This is a genomic window from uncultured Roseibium sp. (genome assembly GCF_963675095.2).
Taxonomy (GTDB): Bacteria; Pseudomonadota; Alphaproteobacteria; order Rhizobiales; family Stappiaceae; genus Roseibium.
Genome location: NZ_CAXXSJ010000069.1, coordinates 127,869 through 146,163, shown reverse-complemented (window position 1 = coordinate 146,163; position 18,295 = coordinate 127,869). Strand labels below are relative to the sequence as shown.

General features: G+C 62.8%; 33 protein-coding genes and 2 pseudogenes. 33 read left to right on the top strand and 2 right to left on the bottom strand.

Annotated features, from left to right (window positions below; all coding sequences use genetic code 11):
• Nucleotides 1-53: 53 nt before the first annotated feature.
• From ABIN98_RS27200 to ABIN98_RS27155, 10 genes and pseudogenes are all read left to right on the top strand, one after another.
• Nucleotides 54-821 carry an ATP-binding protein gene (locus ABIN98_RS27200; protein ID WP_346915096.1) on the top strand — a complete coding sequence of 256 codons (768 nt, stop codon included), beginning with the start codon at nucleotides 54-56 and terminating at the stop codon, nucleotides 819-821.
• Nucleotides 821-1,462: a hypothetical protein gene (locus ABIN98_RS27195; RefSeq protein WP_346915094.1), complete on the top strand. Its 642-nt coding sequence runs from the start codon at nucleotides 821-823 to the stop codon at nucleotides 1,460-1,462. The genes ABIN98_RS27200 and ABIN98_RS27195 overlap by 1 nt, the downstream gene beginning before the upstream one ends.
• On the top strand, nucleotides 1,459-1,839 hold the full coding sequence (locus tag ABIN98_RS27190) for a transcriptional regulator (RefSeq protein WP_346915092.1): 381 nt from the start codon (nucleotides 1,459-1,461) through the stop codon (nucleotides 1,837-1,839). The genes ABIN98_RS27195 and ABIN98_RS27190 overlap by 4 nt, the downstream gene beginning before the upstream one ends.
• Complete coding sequence (locus tag ABIN98_RS27185; RefSeq protein WP_346915090.1) at nucleotides 1,832-2,143, top strand: hypothetical protein; 312 nt, start codon at nucleotides 1,832-1,834, stop codon at nucleotides 2,141-2,143. The genes ABIN98_RS27190 and ABIN98_RS27185 overlap by 8 nt, the downstream gene beginning before the upstream one ends.
• Nucleotides 2,140-2,514, top strand: a complete 375-nt coding sequence (locus ABIN98_RS27180; protein WP_346915088.1) for a hypothetical protein — start codon at nucleotides 2,140-2,142, stop codon at nucleotides 2,512-2,514. The genes ABIN98_RS27185 and ABIN98_RS27180 overlap by 4 nt, the downstream gene beginning before the upstream one ends.
• A 77-nt stretch (nucleotides 2,515-2,591) precedes the next feature.
• Nucleotides 2,592-3,184 (top strand): annotated as a pseudogene (locus ABIN98_RS27175) (DUF3164 family protein).
• The gene (locus tag ABIN98_RS27170) at nucleotides 3,184-3,351 is read left to right on the top strand and encodes a hypothetical protein (RefSeq protein WP_346915086.1); all 168 of its coding nucleotides are present in this window, start codon (nucleotides 3,184-3,186) and stop codon (nucleotides 3,349-3,351) included. The pseudogene ABIN98_RS27175 and the gene ABIN98_RS27170 overlap by 1 nt, the downstream one beginning before the upstream one ends.
• A gap of 126 nt (nucleotides 3,352-3,477) precedes the next feature.
• Nucleotides 3,478-3,846, top strand: coding sequence for a hypothetical protein (locus ABIN98_RS27165; protein ID WP_346915084.1), 369 nt, complete (start codon nucleotides 3,478-3,480; stop codon nucleotides 3,844-3,846).
• A 108-nt stretch (nucleotides 3,847-3,954) separates the two neighbouring features.
• Nucleotides 3,955-4,182: a hypothetical protein gene (locus tag ABIN98_RS27160; protein WP_346915082.1), complete on the top strand. Its 228-nt coding sequence runs from the start codon at nucleotides 3,955-3,957 to the stop codon at nucleotides 4,180-4,182.
• Nucleotides 4,179-4,274 (top strand): annotated as a pseudogene (locus ABIN98_RS27155) (regulatory protein GemA); the annotation flags it as partial. The gene ABIN98_RS27160 and the pseudogene ABIN98_RS27155, both read left to right, overlap by 4 nt.
• A 37-nt stretch (nucleotides 4,275-4,311) precedes the next feature.
• On the opposite strand, the gene ABIN98_RS27150 reads toward ABIN98_RS27155, so the two are convergent.
• Entirely contained in the window at nucleotides 4,312-4,488 is a 177-nt protein-coding gene (locus ABIN98_RS27150) for a hypothetical protein (RefSeq protein WP_346915410.1), read from the bottom strand.
• Between ABIN98_RS27150 and ABIN98_RS27145 the strand changes: the two genes are divergently transcribed.
• From ABIN98_RS27145 to ABIN98_RS27130, 4 genes are all read left to right on the top strand, one after another.
• Nucleotides 4,402-4,656: a phage protein GemA/Gp16 family protein gene (locus ABIN98_RS27145; RefSeq protein ID WP_346915388.1), complete on the top strand. Its 255-nt coding sequence runs from the start codon at nucleotides 4,402-4,404 to the stop codon at nucleotides 4,654-4,656. The genes ABIN98_RS27150 and ABIN98_RS27145 overlap by 87 nt on opposite strands.
• Nucleotides 4,545-5,030 carry a hypothetical protein gene (locus tag ABIN98_RS27140; RefSeq protein WP_346915080.1) on the top strand — a complete coding sequence of 162 codons (486 nt, stop codon included), beginning with the start codon at nucleotides 4,545-4,547 and terminating at the stop codon, nucleotides 5,028-5,030. The genes ABIN98_RS27145 and ABIN98_RS27140 overlap by 112 nt, the downstream gene beginning before the upstream one ends.
• Nucleotides 5,014-5,181 carry a hypothetical protein gene (locus ABIN98_RS27135; protein WP_346915078.1) on the top strand — a complete coding sequence of 56 codons (168 nt, stop codon included), beginning with the start codon at nucleotides 5,014-5,016 and terminating at the stop codon, nucleotides 5,179-5,181. Before ABIN98_RS27140 ends, ABIN98_RS27135 begins: the two co-directional genes overlap by 17 nt.
• Before the next feature lie 135 nt (nucleotides 5,182-5,316).
• A complete protein-coding gene (locus ABIN98_RS27130) occupies nucleotides 5,317-5,889 on the top strand; it encodes a glycoside hydrolase family protein (RefSeq protein ID WP_346915076.1) in 573 nt (190 codons plus the stop codon).
• 14 nt (nucleotides 5,890-5,903) lie between these two features.
• Here the strand turns inward: ABIN98_RS27130 and ABIN98_RS27125 are convergent, their stop codons facing one another.
• The gene (locus ABIN98_RS27125) at nucleotides 5,904-6,158 is read right to left on the bottom strand and encodes a hypothetical protein (protein WP_394701635.1); all 255 of its coding nucleotides are present in this window, start codon (nucleotides 6,156-6,158) and stop codon (nucleotides 5,904-5,906) included.
• A 120-nt stretch (nucleotides 6,159-6,278) separates the two neighbouring features.
• Between ABIN98_RS27125 and ABIN98_RS27120 the strand changes: the two genes are divergently transcribed.
• The 19 genes from ABIN98_RS27120 (at nucleotide 6,279) to ABIN98_RS27030 (ending at nucleotide 18,293) form a co-directional block, all read left to right on the top strand.
• The gene (locus ABIN98_RS27120; RefSeq protein ID WP_346915072.1) at nucleotides 6,279-6,812 is read left to right on the top strand and encodes a 3TM-type holin; all 534 of its coding nucleotides are present in this window, start codon (nucleotides 6,279-6,281) and stop codon (nucleotides 6,810-6,812) included.
• A gap of 89 nt (nucleotides 6,813-6,901) precedes the next feature.
• Entirely contained in the window at nucleotides 6,902-7,027 is a 126-nt protein-coding gene (locus ABIN98_RS27115; RefSeq protein ID WP_346915386.1) for a TraR/DksA C4-type zinc finger protein, read from the top strand.
• A complete protein-coding gene (locus tag ABIN98_RS27110) occupies nucleotides 7,024-7,356 on the top strand; it encodes a DUF2730 family protein (RefSeq protein ID WP_346915070.1) in 333 nt (110 codons plus the stop codon). Before ABIN98_RS27115 ends, ABIN98_RS27110 begins: the two co-directional genes overlap by 4 nt.
• Entirely contained in the window at nucleotides 7,353-7,658 is a 306-nt protein-coding gene (locus ABIN98_RS27105) for a hypothetical protein (RefSeq protein ID WP_346915068.1), read from the top strand. The genes ABIN98_RS27110 and ABIN98_RS27105 overlap by 4 nt, the downstream gene beginning before the upstream one ends.
• Before the next feature lie 3 nt (nucleotides 7,659-7,661).
• A complete protein-coding gene (locus ABIN98_RS27100; protein ID WP_346915066.1) occupies nucleotides 7,662-8,243 on the top strand; it encodes a phage protein Gp27 family protein in 582 nt (193 codons plus the stop codon).
• On the top strand, nucleotides 8,243-9,658 hold the full coding sequence (locus ABIN98_RS27095; RefSeq protein WP_346915064.1) for a terminase large subunit domain-containing protein: 1,416 nt from the start codon (nucleotides 8,243-8,245) through the stop codon (nucleotides 9,656-9,658). Before ABIN98_RS27100 ends, ABIN98_RS27095 begins: the two co-directional genes overlap by 1 nt.
• Nucleotides 9,651-11,714 carry a phage portal protein gene (locus tag ABIN98_RS27090; protein WP_346915062.1) on the top strand — a complete coding sequence of 688 codons (2,064 nt, stop codon included), beginning with the start codon at nucleotides 9,651-9,653 and terminating at the stop codon, nucleotides 11,712-11,714. The genes ABIN98_RS27095 and ABIN98_RS27090 overlap by 8 nt, the downstream gene beginning before the upstream one ends.
• Nucleotides 11,714-12,586, top strand: a complete 873-nt coding sequence (locus tag ABIN98_RS27085) for an HK97 family phage prohead protease (RefSeq protein ID WP_346915060.1) — start codon at nucleotides 11,714-11,716, stop codon at nucleotides 12,584-12,586. The genes ABIN98_RS27090 and ABIN98_RS27085 overlap by 1 nt, the downstream gene beginning before the upstream one ends.
• Before the next feature lie 353 nt (nucleotides 12,587-12,939).
• Complete coding sequence (locus ABIN98_RS27080) at nucleotides 12,940-14,247, top strand: phage major capsid protein (protein ID WP_346915058.1); 1,308 nt, start codon at nucleotides 12,940-12,942, stop codon at nucleotides 14,245-14,247.
• Nucleotides 14,248-14,346: 99 nt separating this feature from the next.
• Nucleotides 14,347-14,895 (top strand): hypothetical protein, encoded by a 549-nt coding sequence (locus ABIN98_RS27075; protein WP_346915056.1) that lies wholly within the window; start codon nucleotides 14,347-14,349, stop codon nucleotides 14,893-14,895.
• 31 nt (nucleotides 14,896-14,926) lie between these two features.
• Nucleotides 14,927-15,331, top strand: coding sequence for a helix-hairpin-helix domain-containing protein (locus ABIN98_RS27070; protein WP_346915054.1), 405 nt, complete (start codon nucleotides 14,927-14,929; stop codon nucleotides 15,329-15,331).
• Nucleotides 15,332-15,573: 242 nt separating this feature from the next.
• A complete protein-coding gene (locus ABIN98_RS27065) occupies nucleotides 15,574-15,777 on the top strand; it encodes a hypothetical protein (RefSeq protein ID WP_346915052.1) in 204 nt (67 codons plus the stop codon).
• Nucleotides 15,768-16,343 carry a hypothetical protein gene (locus tag ABIN98_RS27060; protein WP_346915050.1) on the top strand — a complete coding sequence of 192 codons (576 nt, stop codon included), beginning with the start codon at nucleotides 15,768-15,770 and terminating at the stop codon, nucleotides 16,341-16,343. Before ABIN98_RS27065 ends, ABIN98_RS27060 begins: the two co-directional genes overlap by 10 nt.
• The gene (locus ABIN98_RS27055) at nucleotides 16,340-16,552 is read left to right on the top strand and encodes a hypothetical protein (protein ID WP_346915048.1); all 213 of its coding nucleotides are present in this window, start codon (nucleotides 16,340-16,342) and stop codon (nucleotides 16,550-16,552) included. Before ABIN98_RS27060 ends, ABIN98_RS27055 begins: the two co-directional genes overlap by 4 nt.
• Nucleotides 16,528-16,893, top strand: a complete 366-nt coding sequence (locus ABIN98_RS27050) for a hypothetical protein (protein WP_346915046.1) — start codon at nucleotides 16,528-16,530, stop codon at nucleotides 16,891-16,893. Before ABIN98_RS27055 ends, ABIN98_RS27050 begins: the two co-directional genes overlap by 25 nt.
• An 18-nt stretch (nucleotides 16,894-16,911) precedes the next feature.
• Nucleotides 16,912-17,178 carry a hypothetical protein gene (locus tag ABIN98_RS27045; protein WP_346915044.1) on the top strand — a complete coding sequence of 89 codons (267 nt, stop codon included), beginning with the start codon at nucleotides 16,912-16,914 and terminating at the stop codon, nucleotides 17,176-17,178.
• Between the two features lie 5 nt (nucleotides 17,179-17,183).
• Nucleotides 17,184-17,537, top strand: a complete 354-nt coding sequence (locus ABIN98_RS27040; RefSeq protein WP_346915042.1) for a hypothetical protein — start codon at nucleotides 17,184-17,186, stop codon at nucleotides 17,535-17,537.
• 55 nt (nucleotides 17,538-17,592) lie between these two features.
• Nucleotides 17,593-17,979 carry a hypothetical protein gene (locus ABIN98_RS27035; protein ID WP_346915040.1) on the top strand — a complete coding sequence of 129 codons (387 nt, stop codon included), beginning with the start codon at nucleotides 17,593-17,595 and terminating at the stop codon, nucleotides 17,977-17,979.
• The gene (locus tag ABIN98_RS27030) at nucleotides 17,979-18,293 is read left to right on the top strand and encodes a hypothetical protein (protein WP_346915038.1); all 315 of its coding nucleotides are present in this window, start codon (nucleotides 17,979-17,981) and stop codon (nucleotides 18,291-18,293) included. Before ABIN98_RS27035 ends, ABIN98_RS27030 begins: the two co-directional genes overlap by 1 nt.
• The last annotated feature ends 2 nt before the right edge of the window (nucleotides 18,294-18,295 follow it).

Genomic DNA, 18,295 nt, shown 5'->3' with positions numbered 1-18,295 from the left:
CTGAAGGTGGCAGCCTTCAGAGCCGGAATTCCAACGTAAGAATGGAGCGAAGAATGAAGGACAGAGACACGTCTGTCAATGCAAGCACCACCGGCGGGCTTGCGGCTGTGAAAAACGTTGCCCGGTTTTTGTCGCTGATGGAAATGCTTATCCATCGCGGTCCCCATCTGCCGGGGATCGGGGTGTTTCACGGACCTTCCGGCTACGGCAAGACCTACGCCTCGATCTACGCCCAAAACAAGAGGCGGGCACTGAGGCTTGAGGTCGGCGATAGCTGGACGCGGAAGAAGTTCCTGGAAAACCTTCTGGCCGAGGCCGATGTCAAACCCACCCGACACACGAACGCGGATCTGACCACCGAAGCGATCATGGCGCTCGGCGATGATTTCGAACGGCCGCTGATCATCGACGAAGCTGACAAGCTGGCCGACAAAGGCATGCTGGAACTGGTGCGCGAGATCCAGGAGCACAGCCAGGTTCCGGTTCTTCTGATCGGCGAAGAGCAGCTGCCCGCCAAGCTGATGAAGGTGGAGCGCGTGCACAATCGGGTGCTGGAATGGGTGCCCGCCGAGCCTTGCGACTTCGACGACGCAAGGGCGCTGTCCGATCTGTTCTGTCCGGATCTCGACCTTGATGACGGCCTGGTCGACCTGATGGTCGATCGGACCCAGGGGCGCGCGCGCCGGATTGTCGTCAACCTCAACAAGATCCGGGAATACGCCCGGAACACACGGCAGTCGGCTTTCGATGCGTCCAGCTTTGCGGACGGTTGGTTCTATACCGGCGAACCGCCCCGCCGTGGCGTCAGGAGGGCTGCCTGATGTCCATCCAGCTTCAGCTCAGGGTAACCACCGGCCAACCGATCTATCGGGGGCATGACCACTACTGGAGCGTGATCCGGGACCTGGGCAAGGCCCAGGCCCTGTTCACTCTTGCTCAGATCGGAGAACGAACCAACGACCCGGTCAATGATTGCGTCATCGATTACGTGCGCCGGCTGACCAAGGCGGGTTTCCTTGAGGTCGCGGACCGGCAGCGCGTGCCCACAAACGTTGGCACCACGACGGTCCAGCAGCTCTACCGGTTGCTGAAACGGCCGGCGGCAACGCCGCGCCTGAACCGGGACGGGACGATCGCAAAACAGGGGCTCGGACAGGAGCAGCTCTGGACTGCGATCCGCGCGCTCTCCGGTTTCGACAGCCGGGAGCTTGCGATCGCGGCGACGACCGACGACGTCGCGATCGCCGTCGAAACCGCAAAGGCCTACGCCCGCCACCTTGAAAGCGCCGGTTACCTGCAGGTGTTGCGACCGGGCAGCGGGACGAAAAGCCGGATCTGGCGCCTGAAGCGGTCCATGGATACGGGGCCGAAGGCTCCGAAGATCCTGCGCTCAAAGATGGTCTACGACACAAACCGGGGCGAGATCATGGGCGCTCCTGTGGCCGAGGAGTGCGCGGCATGAGCGGGCTTTCCATGCTGGACAAGGCGGCGCACGCCTGGGGCGGCAAGGCCCCCGATTGGGTGGGCGAGCTGGCCGCGATGGCCCAGGCTCAAGGGCTCAACGCCTGCGCTTCCCGCCTCGGCTATTCGCCCGCCGTCATCAGCCAAACTATCGGCAACAAGTACCGGGGCGATCTGTCCAAGGTCGAGGACAAGGTCCGTGGCGCGCTGATGGGCGCAACGGTTGTCTGTCCCGTCCTGGGCGAGATCGGCCGGGACGCCTGCCTGACATGGCAGGGAAAGCCGCGTGCCGTCACCAACGCCATCCGGACGCGGGTCTACCGGGCCTGCCGGTCCGGGTGCTCACACTCGCGCCTGAAGGGAGGCAACGATGCTTAGCCAGGATCTGGAAATGATGTTCCGGGAATTCGACCGGCGCAAGAACGCGAAGGAGGAACTGCACCTTTCGGCGACAACAGTGCAGATGGTGGAATTCGTGTTGCGCGATTGCATACAGCAGGCGAAGTGCCTGGAGGCCAACGTCGCGCCGAGGACGCCGATCCTGGTCGATCTGGCCGACCCGAAGGTCACGATGTTTCCGAGAAAGGATCCGGGCCAGAAGCGGTCGGCGCCGACCGCCGGTCCCGTGGTCTTCTACGGGATCGATTGGGGCAAGCCGGATGACGGGGGGGACGCGGCATGAGCAAGCGTAACCCGAAGACCTGGAAACAGACCGACCTTGCCCTGCTGATCGGTCTCCGCGCCCTCGGCAACGACTTCGAGTTCATCGCCGACCGGCTCGACTGCACAACAGCCGAGGCGCGCGGGATGATGGCGGCCGCGCGCGGGCAGCTTCGTTCGGACCTATGGGTCGAACACCTGCTTTCGACGTCCGACCACGAGGCGCGGGACGAAACGGACCGGGTCAAACCCGGCGCCGGTGTGTTGCGTAAGTTCCGGGTGTCGCCGCACCTGGATCTGATCAGAGCGGCCGAGACCGCCGACATTACCGCCCGGCTTATGGGTGATCCCGAGCCGGGACGAGGTATCAACCCCATTTCAAAGGACCTTTAACGATGAGTGAAACAGTCGGAAAAGTGGAAGTTCAGATTTCCGCCGACGCCGTCATCCACGCGGACGGAAAGCCGTACATGAGGGATGCCAAGGGCAAGCTCGTGCCGCTCGAACTGGTGAAGCCCCAGGACAAGCTGGAAGACGAGACCGTGCGCAAGATAATGTGGTTCGCGGAAGCGCTCTCCGAACAGATCGCACGGTTCAAGGGGCATACCTTCACGGACCTGGGCGAGTTCGATGCGCTCCTGGAACAGGACTATGGCACGAAACGCGGCGGCGCGAAGGGCAACCGTACCTATCAGACCTTTGACGGTTGCCTGAAGGTGGACCGTCCAGGTGGCCGACTTCATCGACTTCGGTCCGCAGCTCCAGATCGCAAAGAACCTGATCGACGAATGCCTGAACGAGTGGTCGGCGGATGCCCGGCCCGAGATCCGGGGCATCATCACGCGGGCGTTCAATACGGACAAGGAAGGCCAAATCAACCGGTCCGAGATCTTCATGGCTGCTTCGCTTCGACATCGAGGACGAACGCTGGCAGCTCGCAATGCAGGCTATCAGGGATGCCATGCGGGTGACCGGGTCGAAAACCTATGTCCGCTTCCACAAGCGGGACACGCCGGACGGGAAATGGGAGCCGGTCACGATCGACCTGGCGAAGGTGGCGTGATGCGGGTCGCATTCTGCTGGCGGAGCGGCGAAATCGAATTCGCGAAAGACTGGGGGGAAGTGCCGGAAGGGGCGATCGACTTTCTCGAAAACGTCACCATGCGCCCGGATCTGTCTGATGATCAGCTCGTCGATCTGGTCAAGGTCAAAGGCGCGGTTGGCTTATGACAACGAGACGTTTCTCGTGCCCGGTGTTCCGGAAGCCGAATGCGATGTCTCTGCCGCCGACGCCTTGAGGCTTTGGGTGGCAACGTCATTCGAGCCGCCTTTGGCCGTGATAGGGGCGATCCTGACATGTCGGAAGAAGCCAACATCCGGCAGGAGCTCGAAGCCCGTCACCGCATCGGACACTTTCCGAAAAAGGCCCTCGACCTGATGTTCGAAAAGGCCTGGGACGATGGTCACGCCAACGGCCTCGATGCGGTCGCCGACGAATACGACGATCTCGTCCAGATCGCCGAAGCGATGTGGGGTGGGGAGGCTGACATGCCCCGCCTCACCAACCCGTCAGAGTATGTGTTGAGTGAGACCGCCAAGTTGCGTCGGCGGCAGGGACGAACTTCTGGGCGTCGCTTACCAGCGGCGCTATCGGCTGCAGCACCTGCCCAGGCTTACGGGCGAGCTGCAGCGCGTTACCACAGACCTTTTGAAACTGGAGCTTGAAGCCAAACAGGCACCCGAGCCACGCCCCGAACCTTTGGGGGACGCGGGCGCGGTCGGCGAGGCTGAACAGGCGCGGCTCCCCTACAAGGATTGAGCACATGAGCCACTGTGAAAGACTTGCCTTCGCGATGTTCAAAAAGCACCTATCCGCCCCACATCGCCGAGGAGATGAAACCCGGCAGCCTGCCAGTTATCCAGAAACCGATGGGCGATGGCTGCATCATGGAGGTGAACCTTGCCCTGGATTGGGAGTTCAACCGGGACAGCTACATGCGCCTGGCTTCGGCGGCGATCCACGAATTCAACGCGATCATTGCGGAAAGGCAGGGGGCATGAGCGCGCTTGCCCGTATCCACATCCTCCAGAAAGAGGCCGGCCTGGATGACGATACCTATCGGGATCTTCTGGAACGGGAAACCGGCCTGCGGTCTTCTGCCAAGATGACAGGTGCGCAACGCCTTCAAGTCAATCGGCGCCCTGGAGCGGCTTGTGCCGCAATCCGCGGAGCCGAGCCGGGCAACGGGAAAGTTCGCGAAGAAGCTCCAGGCGCTCTGGATCGCGGGCCATAACCTGGGCGTGATCGACAACAAGTCCGATGACGCCATGATCGCCTTCCTGAAGCGGCAGACCGGCTTCGATCATCACCGGTTCCTGCAGAACGCCGCAGACGCGGACAAGGCGATCGACGGGCTCAAGATGTGGATCCGCAGAAGACCGGAAACGAGGGGCTGTTTCGGAAGGACCAGAAGCTGCCGAAGCTCTACAACGACTTCCGCTTTCAGGTCTGCCTGCATATCTGGGCCGAGCTGATCAAGAAGGACGCGAACCCGGCCGGGACATTGACCGCATGGCTGATTACCACCACCGGCAACACGCCGATGGAGGTGACCGACCGCCAGTGGATCGATGTCCAGAACAGCCTTGGCAAGATCCTGAGGGAAGGCGCTGGCATGAAGGGGAGCGGGGACATGCCGGCACCGCCGGCCAATCTGGAACCCTATGTCAAGGCGCTCGGCGTGGAAGGCGCCATGGCGCTGTTCCTGTCGGTGGGCGGGTCGGAGATCTACCTGCCCAAACACTCCCACCCGGCGTTCTCTGGCGGCACGAACCATCGGCGCGGACAAGGTCGACCAGCTTGTCAACGCGATGGGCTACGGCTATTACAAGGTGCCTCTGGCGCGTGAATGGTGCGCGGAAGTGATGCGCGCCAAGGGCGAGACCAACGCGGAGATCGCGAGGACGATCCGCGTCGACGTGGCGACCGTCCGCCGGTGGCTGCCGTCGAAGGAAATCACTTCCGAGCAGCTGACGCTTTTCCCCAAGACCGGCACCTGATGCCCGATCATCCGCGCACCTGCGCGGGTGATAGTCTCTTCCTCCCCATGACAGATTGACCTCGAACCCTTCCCGGTAATGGGCGCGCCTCCAGTTTCTGATTGGGGCGCGCCCACCGGCTTACGAGGCATCGTCATGACCGCACCCCTTTACGATCTGCGCCTGATCCCCTGGACCGGAGGAAACGAGGGTCTTGTCCTGCGCTGGTACAAGGATCCGACCGGCACGGGTACGATCGGCTACGGCTTCACCTGGGGTTCCAAGGTGTTCCGCGAATGGTGGCTGGCGAAATACGGCCGGAAGATGCGGCCGGGCGATACGATTACCAAATCGGATGCGCTCTTCCTGCTCGGCAAGCTGATGGAGGAAGACTACGCGCCGCCGGTCATATCGCGACTGAAATCGTCTGTCGCTCCCGTGACCCCGCATGCGGCCGCTGCTTCAGTCGATATGGCGTACAACTGCGGGGCGGGTTCGCTCAAGTGGTCGTGGTTCAAGCTCCTGCTTGCCGGCAAGGTGCGCGAAGCGGCGGCGCGCTACGAGGTGACGGCGCGGACATCGAAAGGCCGGCGTTCTGCCCGGCCTGGTCCGGCGCCGCAAGGAAGGCGCGGCGATCCTCCAGTTCAACCGCTGGCCCGAGTGGGTGGTCACGCCGAAGTCCACGTCGATCTCGCATGTCGAAAAGGCCATGCCGTCCTGGGCGGCTGAATACCGACGACTACCTACAGGGGCTGGTCTGGCTGGAGCAACTCAAGTTCCTCAAGCCCGGCCATCGTGGCGACAAGCATGCGATCCGCAACGCCGTGATGGCGTTTCAGGCGGGGCACCCAAACCTCACCAAATGACGGCGTCCTCGGCCGCGCCACGCTCGACCAGATCCAGCGGGTCATCGACCTGAAGACCAAGACGGCCGTTACGACGGCAGCCGGATCGACAGGCACCGGCGCGGGTGCGGCCGATGCCAATACGGCAGTCACCGGCTACGGCGATTGGCTTATGTGGGGCAGCCTGGCCGCAACTGTTCTCGTCCTCGGCTATTTCGCCTGGACCTACCGGGACGAGATCAAACTCGCCCTCAGAACCATCGGGAGAAAGCTATGACGCCTCTCATTGGAATTGCGCTGGACGTCGGCGCGACCGTCCTTGGCAAGGTGCTGCGCCAGCGCGGCGGCGCGGCCGGCACTGTTGCCGCCGATATCGCCGATACGGCCGTTCGCAGTATCGCCAACACGCTCGGCGTCGAGCCAACCGAGGAAGCGATCGCCGACCACTTCGAAAAGGACCCTTACGCGACCACCGAAGCGATCCGGACCGTCAATGCGGATCTCGGCGCGATGGCCCAGGCGGCAAGCGACGCCGTGCAGTCCTATCACCGCGTGATCGCGGCAGATGCGCAGAGCGAGAAGCTGCTCAACCGGATCTGGCGGCCGTTGAACGGGATCCTGTTCGCGGTGGCGTGTTTCGCCCTGGTTCTGTCCTTCGTCCGGCTCATGTGGGTGGGCGACGTCCAGACGATCGCTAACGCGTCCGTCTCCTATGGCTTCCTCGGCACTGTGCTTGGCACCTGGGCCGGCGTGGTGGGTGTCTATGTCTGGAAACGGACGGACGAGAAGAAGGCAAGCGCTGCGTGAGCGGGGCGAGCAATTTCGACATCGAGCTGGCGGAGGCCCGGGTCGGGCAGGAGCGCGACGCGGGTCTCGCCAGGGTCCGGGCGCAGCTCATGGGGCAGGGAGCCGACGAGTGTGTCGACTGTGGCGACCCAATCCCGGAGGCCCGCCGGCTTGCCCTTCCGTCGGCCCGCCGGTGCGCGGGTTGCCAGACTTCATTCGAGGGGGCGCATCGGTGACGCAGGACATCAAGGATTGGCTGGGGGCGGTTGCCACGGCCCTTTCGATCGGGGCGATCATCTACACCTGGTTGACGGCCCGCAGCCGGGCGAACGGCGAAACCATCGATCGACACGAAAACAAGCTGATCGATCACGACCGGCGCATCCAGAAAGTGGAAAACGAGGTCGATCATCTGCCGACAAAGGATGACTTCAACGATATCGCCATCAAGCAGGAACGTGCCTACGGACTGCTGAGTAAAATCGAGGCCGAATACAAGGGCGTCCATGACGCCGTGAAACGGATCGAAAACTACCTCTTGAACAAAGGGAAAGACAGGCAATGACCAAGGGCAAATACGACGATTTCCTGGAAAGGCGCGGCCGGCTGTTGATCCTGCAGGAAATCGCGGAGGAGCCGAACCGGCACATGCACGAGCAGAGGATCCAGGGCATCCTGGATCGGTATCTGATTTCAAGGCCGATCGAATGGGTCCGGGCCCAGCTGCGCAAGCTGGAAGCCGCGGGCGCCGTGACGATCACAATGGACGAAGGCAAGCTGATTGCCGGCATTACCCGAACCGGTCGAGATCACATCGAAAACCGGTCCATGATCGACGGCGTTGCCTGGCCGGACGACGAGGCCTGAGCGATGGCCGAGACAGATGACGGCCGGCGCCAGGGGCGAGGGCGGCTCTCCAGCCTGGAGATGTTGCCGGAGGAAGCGGACGGCGATCTGCTTTGGCTGCACGATGAGCTGAGAAACGGCAATCAGCCGCAAACCGCGATCCTGAAGGAGTTCAACGCGCGGTTGGCCGATCGCGGGATCGGGCCGATCTCCAAGGGCGCCTTCAGCCGGTATTCGGTGCGCAAGGCGCGGGAGTGGCGCGAGTACGATGAACGCCTGAGGCTGTCCCGATCGCTGGTCGAAACCATGGGAACGGACGGGGCGGACAAGATGACCGTCGCCGTGGCCGAGCGCCTGAAGATGGCCGTGGATGCCGTTCTGTCGGAAGGTAATCTGGGGCCGAAGGAAATCGCCGCGCTCGCCCGTGCGAACCGGGCCGCGATCGCAGCCCAGAAAGATGCCATCGAAATCAGGCGGTCATTGGAAGAAGAACAGCGGCGGAAGCTCGAAGAGGTGGCCGACGCTGTGGCGCAGGTCGGTGCCAAGGCGGGCATCTCCGAAGAGACTATGGCCGAGATCAACCGCCGGATTGTCGGGGGCGCCTGATGGGCCGCGCGCTGATCATACCCGAGAACCGGGAGGCCATCTTCCTGCCTTACCAGGCGCGCTGGATCTATGACACGTCGCGCCTGAAACTTATGGAGAAAGGCCGACAGATCGGCTTGTCCTGGTCGACGGCCTATGCCGCTACATCGCGCACAGCCCTGGAAACCGCCCGGCATGATCAGTGGGTTTCTTCGCGCGACGACATTCAGGCGCGGCTATTCCTGGAAGACTGTAAGCTCTGGGCGGGCGGTATCGACATGGCCGCACGCGACCTGGGCGAACAGGCGATCGACGAAGAGGGCAAGCACAGCGCCTATGTGCTGCGGTTCTCCAACGGCAAGCGCATCAACTCCATGAGTTCGAACCCGGACGCCCAGGCCGGCAAGCGCGGCGGGCGCATCCTGGACGAGTTCGCGCTCCATCCCGATCCCCGCAAGCTCTGGGCAATCGCCTATCCGGGCATCACCTGGGGCGGCAACATGGAAGTGATCTCCACGCATCGCGGCTCGAAGAACTTCTTCAACGGGCTGATCCGCGAGTATCACGAGAAGGGCAACCCGAAGAAGATCAGCCTTCATACTGTCACGCTGCAGGATGCCCTGGACGACGGTTTTCTCTGGAAGCTTCAGCAATCCCTGCCGGCCGATGACGAACGCCAGGACATGACCGAGGCGGAGTATTACGACTGGGTCAAGGCCGGGTGCGCGGACGAGGAGAGTTTCCTTCAGGAGTACATGTGCCAGCCGGCCGACGATGACGCGGCCTTTCTGGAATACGAGCTGATCACATCATGCGAGTACCGCGCCGGCACGCAATGGCAGCTCATGGAAGGCGGCGAACTCTATGTCGGCGTCGATATCGGCCGGAAGAAAGATCTGACCGTCATCTGGGTCCTGGAGAAGCTCGGCGGCGTGTTTTTCACGCGTGAGGTCATCTGCCTTCAAAACATGAAAAAGTCCGACCAGGAAAAGGTCATCTGGCCCTGGCTGGAACGGGCGCGCCGCTCCGCGATCGACAGCACCGGCCTCGGCATCGGCTGGGCCGACGACGCCCAGGACAAGTATGGCAAGTATCGTGTCGAGGCGGTCAATTTCACCGCTGCCGTCAAAGAGGCGCTCGCCTATCCGGTGCGCGGCAACATGGAAGACCGCAACCTGCGGATCCCGGATGATCCGAAGATCCGGGCGGACCTGCGCCAGGTGACCAAGCAGGTGACCGCTGCCGGCAACATTCGCTTTACCGCCGAGCGCACGCCGGACGGCCACGCCGACCGCTTCTGGGCCCTGGCTCTTGCCCTTCATGCCGCCGATGGCATGCCGGCATCCAGCTGGCGGCCGGTGGAAGCGCCTGTTTCCACATCCTCAACACCCGACGTTCCCGACCTGGACAAGGACTGGATCCCCGCAGATGTTTAAACGCTTTTCAAAGGCCCTTTCCGCCATGCGTCACGGCGCGGGCCTGCCGTTCGCCATGGGGCTCCTGAAGCGGACGCGCTACAACTACAAGAAGGACGTCGGCGACGGCCTGGACAGTTCGGTGGTGACAGCGCCGATCATGTGGATCCAGCGGGCAATGCCGGAGGCGGTCCTGACCGTCCGCAGGCGCAAGACGGACGGCAGCCACGAAGAGATCCCCACGCACAAGATGCTGGAGCTGGTCGCCCGGCCGAACCCGTTTTACGGCGACATCATGCTCTGGGCGGCCACGCTGCTGTCCTATCTGATCGATGGCAACGGCTACTGGATCAAGGTCCGCTCCATCATCGGCCGGCCGGCCGAGCTTTGGTACGTCCCGCACTGGACGATGGAGCCGAAGGGGTCCGATGACGGTTCGGAGTTTCTCACGCACTACAAATATTCGCCGGGCGGCGGGGTTCCGCCGATCGACCTGGAGCCGGACGACGTGGTGCATTTCCGCCATGGTCTCGACCCGCGCAATCCGCGCAAGGGCCTGTCGCCTTTGGCAGGCGTGTTGCGCGAGATCTTCATGGATCTGGAAAGCTCCAATTTCGTGGCGTCGCTCCTGCGCAATATGGGCGTGCCCGGCGTGGTTATCAGCCCGAAAGACGGCGGTTCGGTTTCTCCCGAGGATGCGGCCGCGACCAAGGCCTGGTTCCAGGCGAACTTTACCGGCGATCGCCGGGGCGGCGCCCTGGTCATGGGGGCGCCGACGACTGTTTCGGAGTTCGGCTTCAATCCGCAACAGATGAACATGTCGGAGAGCCGGGACGTGGCCGAGGAACGGGTTTGCGCTTGCCTGGGGGTTCCGGCCGCCGTTGTCGGTTTCGGGGCGGGGTTGCAGACGTCCAAGGTCGGCGCGACCATGAGCGAACTGATGAAGCTTGCTTGGCGCAATGGGCTGTTGCCGATCCTGCGGGTCTTCGCGGACGAACTGGACCGGTCGCTGTTGCCGGACTTTGGCAACGCCACCGGGTTGAAAACGCATTTCGATACATCCGAGGTGCTCGCGCTCCAGGACGACATGGACAAGGCGGCGACCCGATGGACGACGCTTGCCGGCGGGCCAATCGCGAAGGTCTCCGAGGCGCGGGAAGCCCTGGGGCTGGAAGTCCTGCCAGAACATGATTTCTATTTCCGGCCGGCCATGTCGCTGGAAACGCCAGCCGGGGTTCGCCCGGAACTGCCGGCCGATACGGGCAAGGCCTTTGGCGCAAAGTCGCGGGCGAGCCGATCTGCGTTTCGGGCCGGTGCCGCCTTTATCGACGCCCTGCAGAAACAGGAAGGCCCGCTTCAAAAGGCTTTTGAACGGCGCCTGAAAAAGTTCTTCGCGGACTTCGGCAACGCGGCAAAGGATGCGGCCGGTCCTCTCCTGGATGCGGAGGATCTGACACCGAAGGACCTGCCCGAAGCGGAAACGAAATCGGACGAGCTGCTGGTCGCGCAGATCCTGGACCGGCTCGGGATCGACGCGCATAGAACGACCTTCCAGAAGATCTACGAGGCGCATTACGTGGATACGGCGAAGAAGGTCAGTGAAGCCGCGAACCTTGCCGGGATCTCGGGAAGCCTGCCCGACCCTGTCGCGCGTGCCGTGGCCGGTGCCGGGGGACGACGCTCCGGCCTGGTCGATCTGTCCAAGCAGACGCGGGCGGCGCTGTTCGATGCGATCGCCGAGGGCCGGGCGGAAGGCGAGGGGGTCACCCAGGTGGCGAACCGCATTGCCGGCTATGTGGAAGGCGGTCACTGGCAAACGGCCGAGACGCGCGCCCGGACCATTGCCCGCACCGAAACCAAGTACGCCCAGAACATTTCCACGATCGAGCGGGCGAAGGCGGCGGGCCTGGAGCAGTTCATCATCTATGACGGGCGGCTCGGACCGGACCGCTCCGACCCGGATCACATCGCGCGCAACGGGTCGATCGTCACGGCGGCCGAGGCCAGCCAATTGGCGTCCGACGAACATCCGAACGGAACACTATCGTTTGCGCCTTATTTTGGAGAGGACAACTGATGCCCTGCAAACACTGCAACGACACAGGCAGCGTCACCATCGACGGCGTTAAGCAGCCGTGCAAACACTGCCGACCCGTGGAATATGATGCCTGGACCGGGAACGCACGCGGTAAAGGAAGTGCGCCCGCGAAAACCGAAACGAAATCACTCACGATCGAGAAGATGGACGGCGAGGGGCAGGGGCTGGCCCGCATCGTGGATCTCTCCGCCGTCGACAGCGATGGTGACACCTACCTGCCCGGCGCGTTTTCCTGGAAGAACGGCGGCGAACAGTGGGTGCCAATATTGCCGGCACACCAGCGGCAAGCCATGCCGCTCGGCAAGGCCCGGATCTTTGAGGATGGGAATTTTGTCTATGCGGATCTGCATCTGAACCTGGAAACCCAGGCAGGAAGCGATTGGCACAAGACGCTCAAGTTCGATCTGGAGAAAGGCACAAGCGTTCAGGAATATTCCTACGGCTTTGGTGTCCTGGACTATGCGATCGAGCAGCGGGACGGCGACCAGGTGCGCGTGCTGAAACGGCTTGATGTGCACGAGGTGTCTCCCGTGATCCGGGGGGCAGGTATCGGGACAGGGACGCTTTCCATGAAATCGCACGGCAGTTTCGCCGAACAGATCGACGCGATGCTTGCCGGGATCGACGACATCATCGAGCGCGCCGGTTCGGTGAAGGCTTTGCGAGAGGGACAGGGCCGCCCCATGAGCGAGGCGCGCCTGAAGCAGCTGCAGGACCTGAAAGCGAAACTCGACGGCCTGCTGGCCGGCGATCCGGATCCGGCTCAGCTCGACGAGGAAAAGGCGCTTGAGGAGGCCACCCGGCTTGCGGCGAATTTCATGACCCGTTCCGCCAGGCTGCGGATCGGGTGATCGGTGGGGCGCAATCACATCGAAATAAACGGCCATAGAGCGCGATGGAGGGGTAGGGACGCCTGGACGGCCCGCAAGAAAGCCTGATCGCGCTCTATGCTGTTTAAACCCTGTTTAAATTTGATCGTGGTTCCGTATAGTGCTGAGCAAATCACCCTGACAGGGCAGTTTGGGCGTCTCGGCCCGATTTCAAGCCTCTTTTTCCCTTTCACCCGCGCAGGTGCGCGGATGTTTCCGATCTACTCCTCTTCCTAGTCTTCAGACCATGCCCGCGCCGATCGCGGGCGATTGCATTGAACGGTCATCGCGCGGACGTGGCGGCCTGTGTCTGACAGCGGGACATGGAGAGATTGATGCCCGACACCATTCAGGAGATCCGCGACGAACTCGCGGCAAAGCAGGACGCGCTTGGCAAGGTCTTCGCCGAAGCGCTTGTGAGCAGCGACAGCGGCCAGAAGCAGTACGACTTCAACAAGGTCAAATGCCTGGGCGATGATGTGAAGGGGTCCATTGCTGTGGCCGAAAAGGTCAAGCAGATGGACAGCGAACTCAACGAATTGGCCGAGAAGGCCGAGACGCTGGAAGCGGCCGAGCAGGCTGCCAAGAACCAGGCGAGCCGGGAAAAGGCTCTGCGCCGGCCGCCGATGCCCGGCGGCGATCGCGGTGGTCAGGCCATCATCGTCAAGGGGCTTGGCGAACTCCTCGCCGAGGAAAAGGCATACCAGGACTGGCTCACGCGCGGCATGCCGCAGGGCCTTGATTTTTCCTTCGACGTGCTGCCGACGGATATCCTGGCGAAGGGCATGCAGGCGATGACGCTGCAGGCCAAAACGCTGATGACGACGTCCGCCGGCTATGCTCCGGAGAGCGTGCGGCTGCCGGGGTATGTGGAAGCGACCACACGTCCGCTGCAGCTGATCGACATCATCCCGTTTTCCCAAACGGGAATGACCTCCATCAAATATATGGAGGAAACGACCCGCACGCATGGAGCAGCCGAACGGGCCGAGGGTGGAACTTACGCCGAAAGCACGTTTGCCTTCACCGAAAAAACTTCGGACGTTCGCAAAATCACCGACAGCCTGCCGGTGACCGATGAGCAGCTGGAAGACGTTCCGATGATGCAGGGCTACATCAACGGACGACTTACCTTCGGCATCCGCCAGCGGCTCGATACGCAGCTCTATGTGGGTGACGGGTCTGCCCCGAACCTGCGTGGCATCGTCAATGTGGCCGGTATCCAGACCCAGGCGAAGGGAGCCGGTCCCGTGCCGGACGTCTTTTACAAGGCGATGACGAAGATCCGCGTCACTGGCCGGGCGATCCCGACGCACCATGTCATCCACCCGGAGGACTGGCAGGACGTGCGTCTGATGCGCACGGCGGACGGTGTCTATATCTGGGGCAGCCCGTCCGAGGCCGGTCCCGATCGCCTGTGGGGGCTTCCGGTCGCGCAGAACGAGGCGCGGGCAGCCGGCAGCGGCCTGACCGGCTCGTTCCAGCCGTCCTGGATCAGCGGCTTCGAAAAGAAGGGCGTCGATCTTCAGGTGGGCTACGTCGGCACGCAGTTCGTTGAAGGCAAACGCACCGTTCGCGGTGACATGCGTGCGGCCCTGGTGCTGTTCCGTCCCGCCGCCTTCTGCAACGTCACGGGATTGTAAGAGTGCACTAACGGCTTCGCCTACTTGAGTGCGTAGGAGCTTGTCGCCCGCGCTCAAGTAGGCCGAAGGCCGGTAGCGCCTTCAGGAAAGGAAATTCCCATGTCGAAGATCCCCGGATCTCTTCCCCGCGTCATGTCCTGCGCCCTCGGGGCGGCGGCGCTCGGCGCGGACAATGACGTCCTGGTCGATACGGCCCTGGACGTGGCGACCGATACGTTGGTCACCGTATTCGACGGCCAGCCGGACGTTGCCCGCAACGTCACGGTCAAGGGTAACGACGCCAATGTGACCGGCGACGTCGATGTCATCGGCATCAATAACGGCGGTGAGATCATCAACGAGACCATCGCGCTCAACGGCACCACCCTGGTTGCCGGCAACAAGGCCTTCAAGACGTTGACCGGCATCACGCTGCCGCCTTACGACACCGCCGACACCGAGCGGGTGCGGGTGGGGCTGGGCGCCAAGCTCGGCCTGCCGGTGGCGCTCTCGCGCAACACGGTCCTTGCCGCCTTCCTCGACAATCTGCGCGAGGGAACCGAGCCGACCGTCACGGTCGACCCTTCGGCCCTGGAGAACAACACCGCAACGCTCAATTCGGCGCTCGACGGCTCGGCGGTGATCGTCGACCTGTACGAAACCCTTTAACGGCGGCGGCCGGTCAAACGAGGACGAGACCATGATTGCGAAACAGAGGCTTTACCTGACGGCGGACAAGAAGACCGCCGTTGCCGAGGGCGACAAGCGCGCCGCCTTTCTCTACGCGGTGCCCGGCGATGAAATCCCGGACAGCGCGGCCAAGCAGTTCGGCCTGGTCGATGGCGGTTTGCCGAAGCCGGGCAAACCCGCCACATCGAAGGACGGCCAGAACCCGGCGGGCAAGGACGGGGCAGACGATCTGACCAGTCTCAAGGGCATTGGCAAGGCGACCGCCAAGGTGCTGGCCGACGCGGGGATCGCAACGTTCCAGGCGCTGGCGGACATCGATCCGGCCAAGCCGCCCCTGATGATCCCCGGATCGGGCGAGGCTGACTGGACCAAGTGGGCCGACGCGGCGAAGGAGAAGGCCGGTGCCGCAAACTGACCGCAAGGATACCGAGAGCAAGGACGTAAGCCGTCCTGCGCAACAGAAGGAAGCGGGCCCGGCCGGGGACAAGGAACTCCGGCCGGGCGAGAACAAGGGCGGGTAATCCGTCAGCGAATACCCAGAGGGCGGTCCGGTACAGCTCGCGAGGCTCCCGGCGGTCAACCTCTCCCCGAAAGGGGACATTGGAGGCCTGCAACAAGGGGCATAGCCCGCCGCCCGCACATACCAGGGGAAAGTCCATGCAAAATCCGATCATGAAGTATTTTGAGTACGCCCATCTCCCGGAGCATCTGCAGTCGGTCAGTCGCCCGATCGGGGAGTTGGCCCAGCAGCTCGACACCGACTTGCCGGACGGCCCCGAAAAATCCGCAGGCCTGCGCAAGTTGCTTGAGGCCAAGGACTGCATGGTCCGGGCCCGCGCTGGGGTAACGCCATGGCGCTGATCGACCGGGTAAAGGAACGCACGGGGTCGGATCTTTCCGACAGCGAGCTGCAGGCGATGATCGACGGGATCACGGCCGACCTGGACGCGCGCCTGGGACCGGCCGGGGAGATCACTGTGGATCTCGGCGACCTGGGCGATCCGGATGCGCGCTGGCTCAAGACCCTGCGGCTTTCCCGGCCGCTCGACACGGGCGAGAGCGTGACGATCGTCGAGACCGATCCCGCCGACAGCGGCGCGGCCGGAGACGACGTGACGCTTGCGGCCGACGATTACCGGGTGCTGCATGGCGGGCGCACCCTGCAGCGGCTCAACGGCGGCACCAATCCCCGCGACTATTGGGCGCCGCTGGTCTCGGTGACCTATACGCCGGCCGGAAATGCCGGCGCGGTGGCCGCGCGCGAGGAGGCGACGATCAAGCTGGTTCATCTGGATCTGACCTATCGCGGTGGGCTGAAATCGGAGCGGGCGGGGGACTATCAGTTCACCCTGGGAACGGATCCCGCCTCGGAGCGCGAAGCGATCCTGAAAGGGCTCGCGAGCCGCGACGGCATGGTGATGGCATGATCGGCCTGTTCGGCATCTATCTACTCGTCGCGATCGCGGTATTCGCTTTTTTCGCGAAGGGAAGCCGGGAAGAGCCGACTGCGCACGGGCGTGGCGTCTTGTCTTTTTGGGGGAGCTTGCTGGCCGTGTTCTGGCCGCTGGCCGCCGCCTGGTTCCTGATCCTGTCTCCCTGGCTGGTGTGGCGTTGGCTGAAGGGATTGCGCGAATGATCTCCGGCCGGCTGACCATGCGCGCGGATGTGGAGCGCGACCAGGCGACGGGCACGGACAGCTGGGGCAATCCGACGGTGCCGGATTTCCAGCCCCTGGGCACCCTGAAATGCTTCGCCTGGTCGACGAGCTCGCGGGAGATCGTCGACGGCGACAAGACGGCCATGGTCGAGGACATGCGCGTCATGTTTGCGCTCGATGCCGATATCGAAGAGGGCGACGAGATCAGCGCGATCAAGGATCGCCAAGGCACTGTCATCATTCCCGGCCGGCTCAAGGTGGACGGGCCGGTGCAACGCAAGCACACGCACCTGGAAGCCGCGCTGATGCGGATAGGGTGATGCAGAGGAGAGAACGAAATGGCTACCGATCCTTATGAAGGAGTCTCGGGCGGTCCGGAGAGTTTCGGTAAAAAGGCGCGGGTCATCACTCCGGCAGCGTCGGATATCGATCCGATCCCGAAAGGTGTGGTGATGTTGGCGGCCGGAGACATCACTGTTGTACCGATGGATAACGACAATGCGGACGTCGTCGCCTTTGTAGGCGTGTCGGCCGGTTTCGTGCCGCCGTATCGGGTCCGTCGCGTGACGGCTGCGAGCGCGGCCGTGATGACCGTCGAGGACTGACGGCGATGAGGTTCGGACGGCTGGAATTCGGGCGGATTAATAAGGATGCTCCTGGAGGCACGCCTGGGGATCCGCCGGCGCCAACCTACGACGCCGATGCCCAAGCCTATTTCGATGCGTTTTCCGTGGATCCGGTCGATGCCAGAAAGGATCTTATTGAGACCTTCTTTCTCGGCCTAAAATCAGATGGCCTGTTTGCCAAATTCTCAGGTGGCTGGATCTCGTTCGCCGGTGCGGATGCGCAAGGCAACAGGGTTAATCTGATAGATCCGTCCCAGATGTTGAGCGCTATTGGTGGCCCGGACTGGACGGCGGATCGCGGTTACCTGGGCGACGGCGGGTACCAGCTATCTGGATAGCTTCGTAGCTGCCAACACGATCTTCGGGGCGACATCCGGTACCAAGGGGTACTGGATGAATATCTATCCGGCAGCGGCGAATTCCGACGTCATGGGCACATCAAATGCCAACTGTCGAATTCGTCTTGGCACGACAGGTGGCGGACATGCCCGGGCGTATGAAACGGCCAACGTCAATGTTTCGACCAGCCCACACAAAACCGTCGTGCGCAAGGGTGCTGGCCAGGTGACCACCTATGACAACGGCGCGGTGACAACCGTTGGAACCGGGCTCACGGATACAACGCCAGGGGCCGAGACGATCACGTTCCTGAAAGGCCCGACCTATTCCGCTACTCGAATGGCGGCGGGATATTTTACGCCCGCAATTTTGACGGATACGGATGTTGCGAACATGCATTCGCGTTTGAATGCCTACCTGTCTGAAATCGGAGCTGCCTGATGGAAATTACCATGTTCGTGTTAACTGCCGCCGAGCGCGATGCGGTCATTGCGCTGGTTGAACCGCAGTCCGGACTTGGCATCAATCCCAGACCGGTGGATGCGACCGATCCGGGCGTCGGTATCAATCTGAACGAAAGCGCCACTGCATTCGAAGTTGGCGCAGCCGTCCCGCTCGCAACGATGTTTGTCACAAACAAGCGAATTGTGGACGATCCGGATTATATTGCGAACGCTCCGGAAATTGTTGCATATCTCCAGGACAAGCCGATCGTGGTCCTTAAGACGGAAACTGTCTTCAAGCCGATAGACTGACG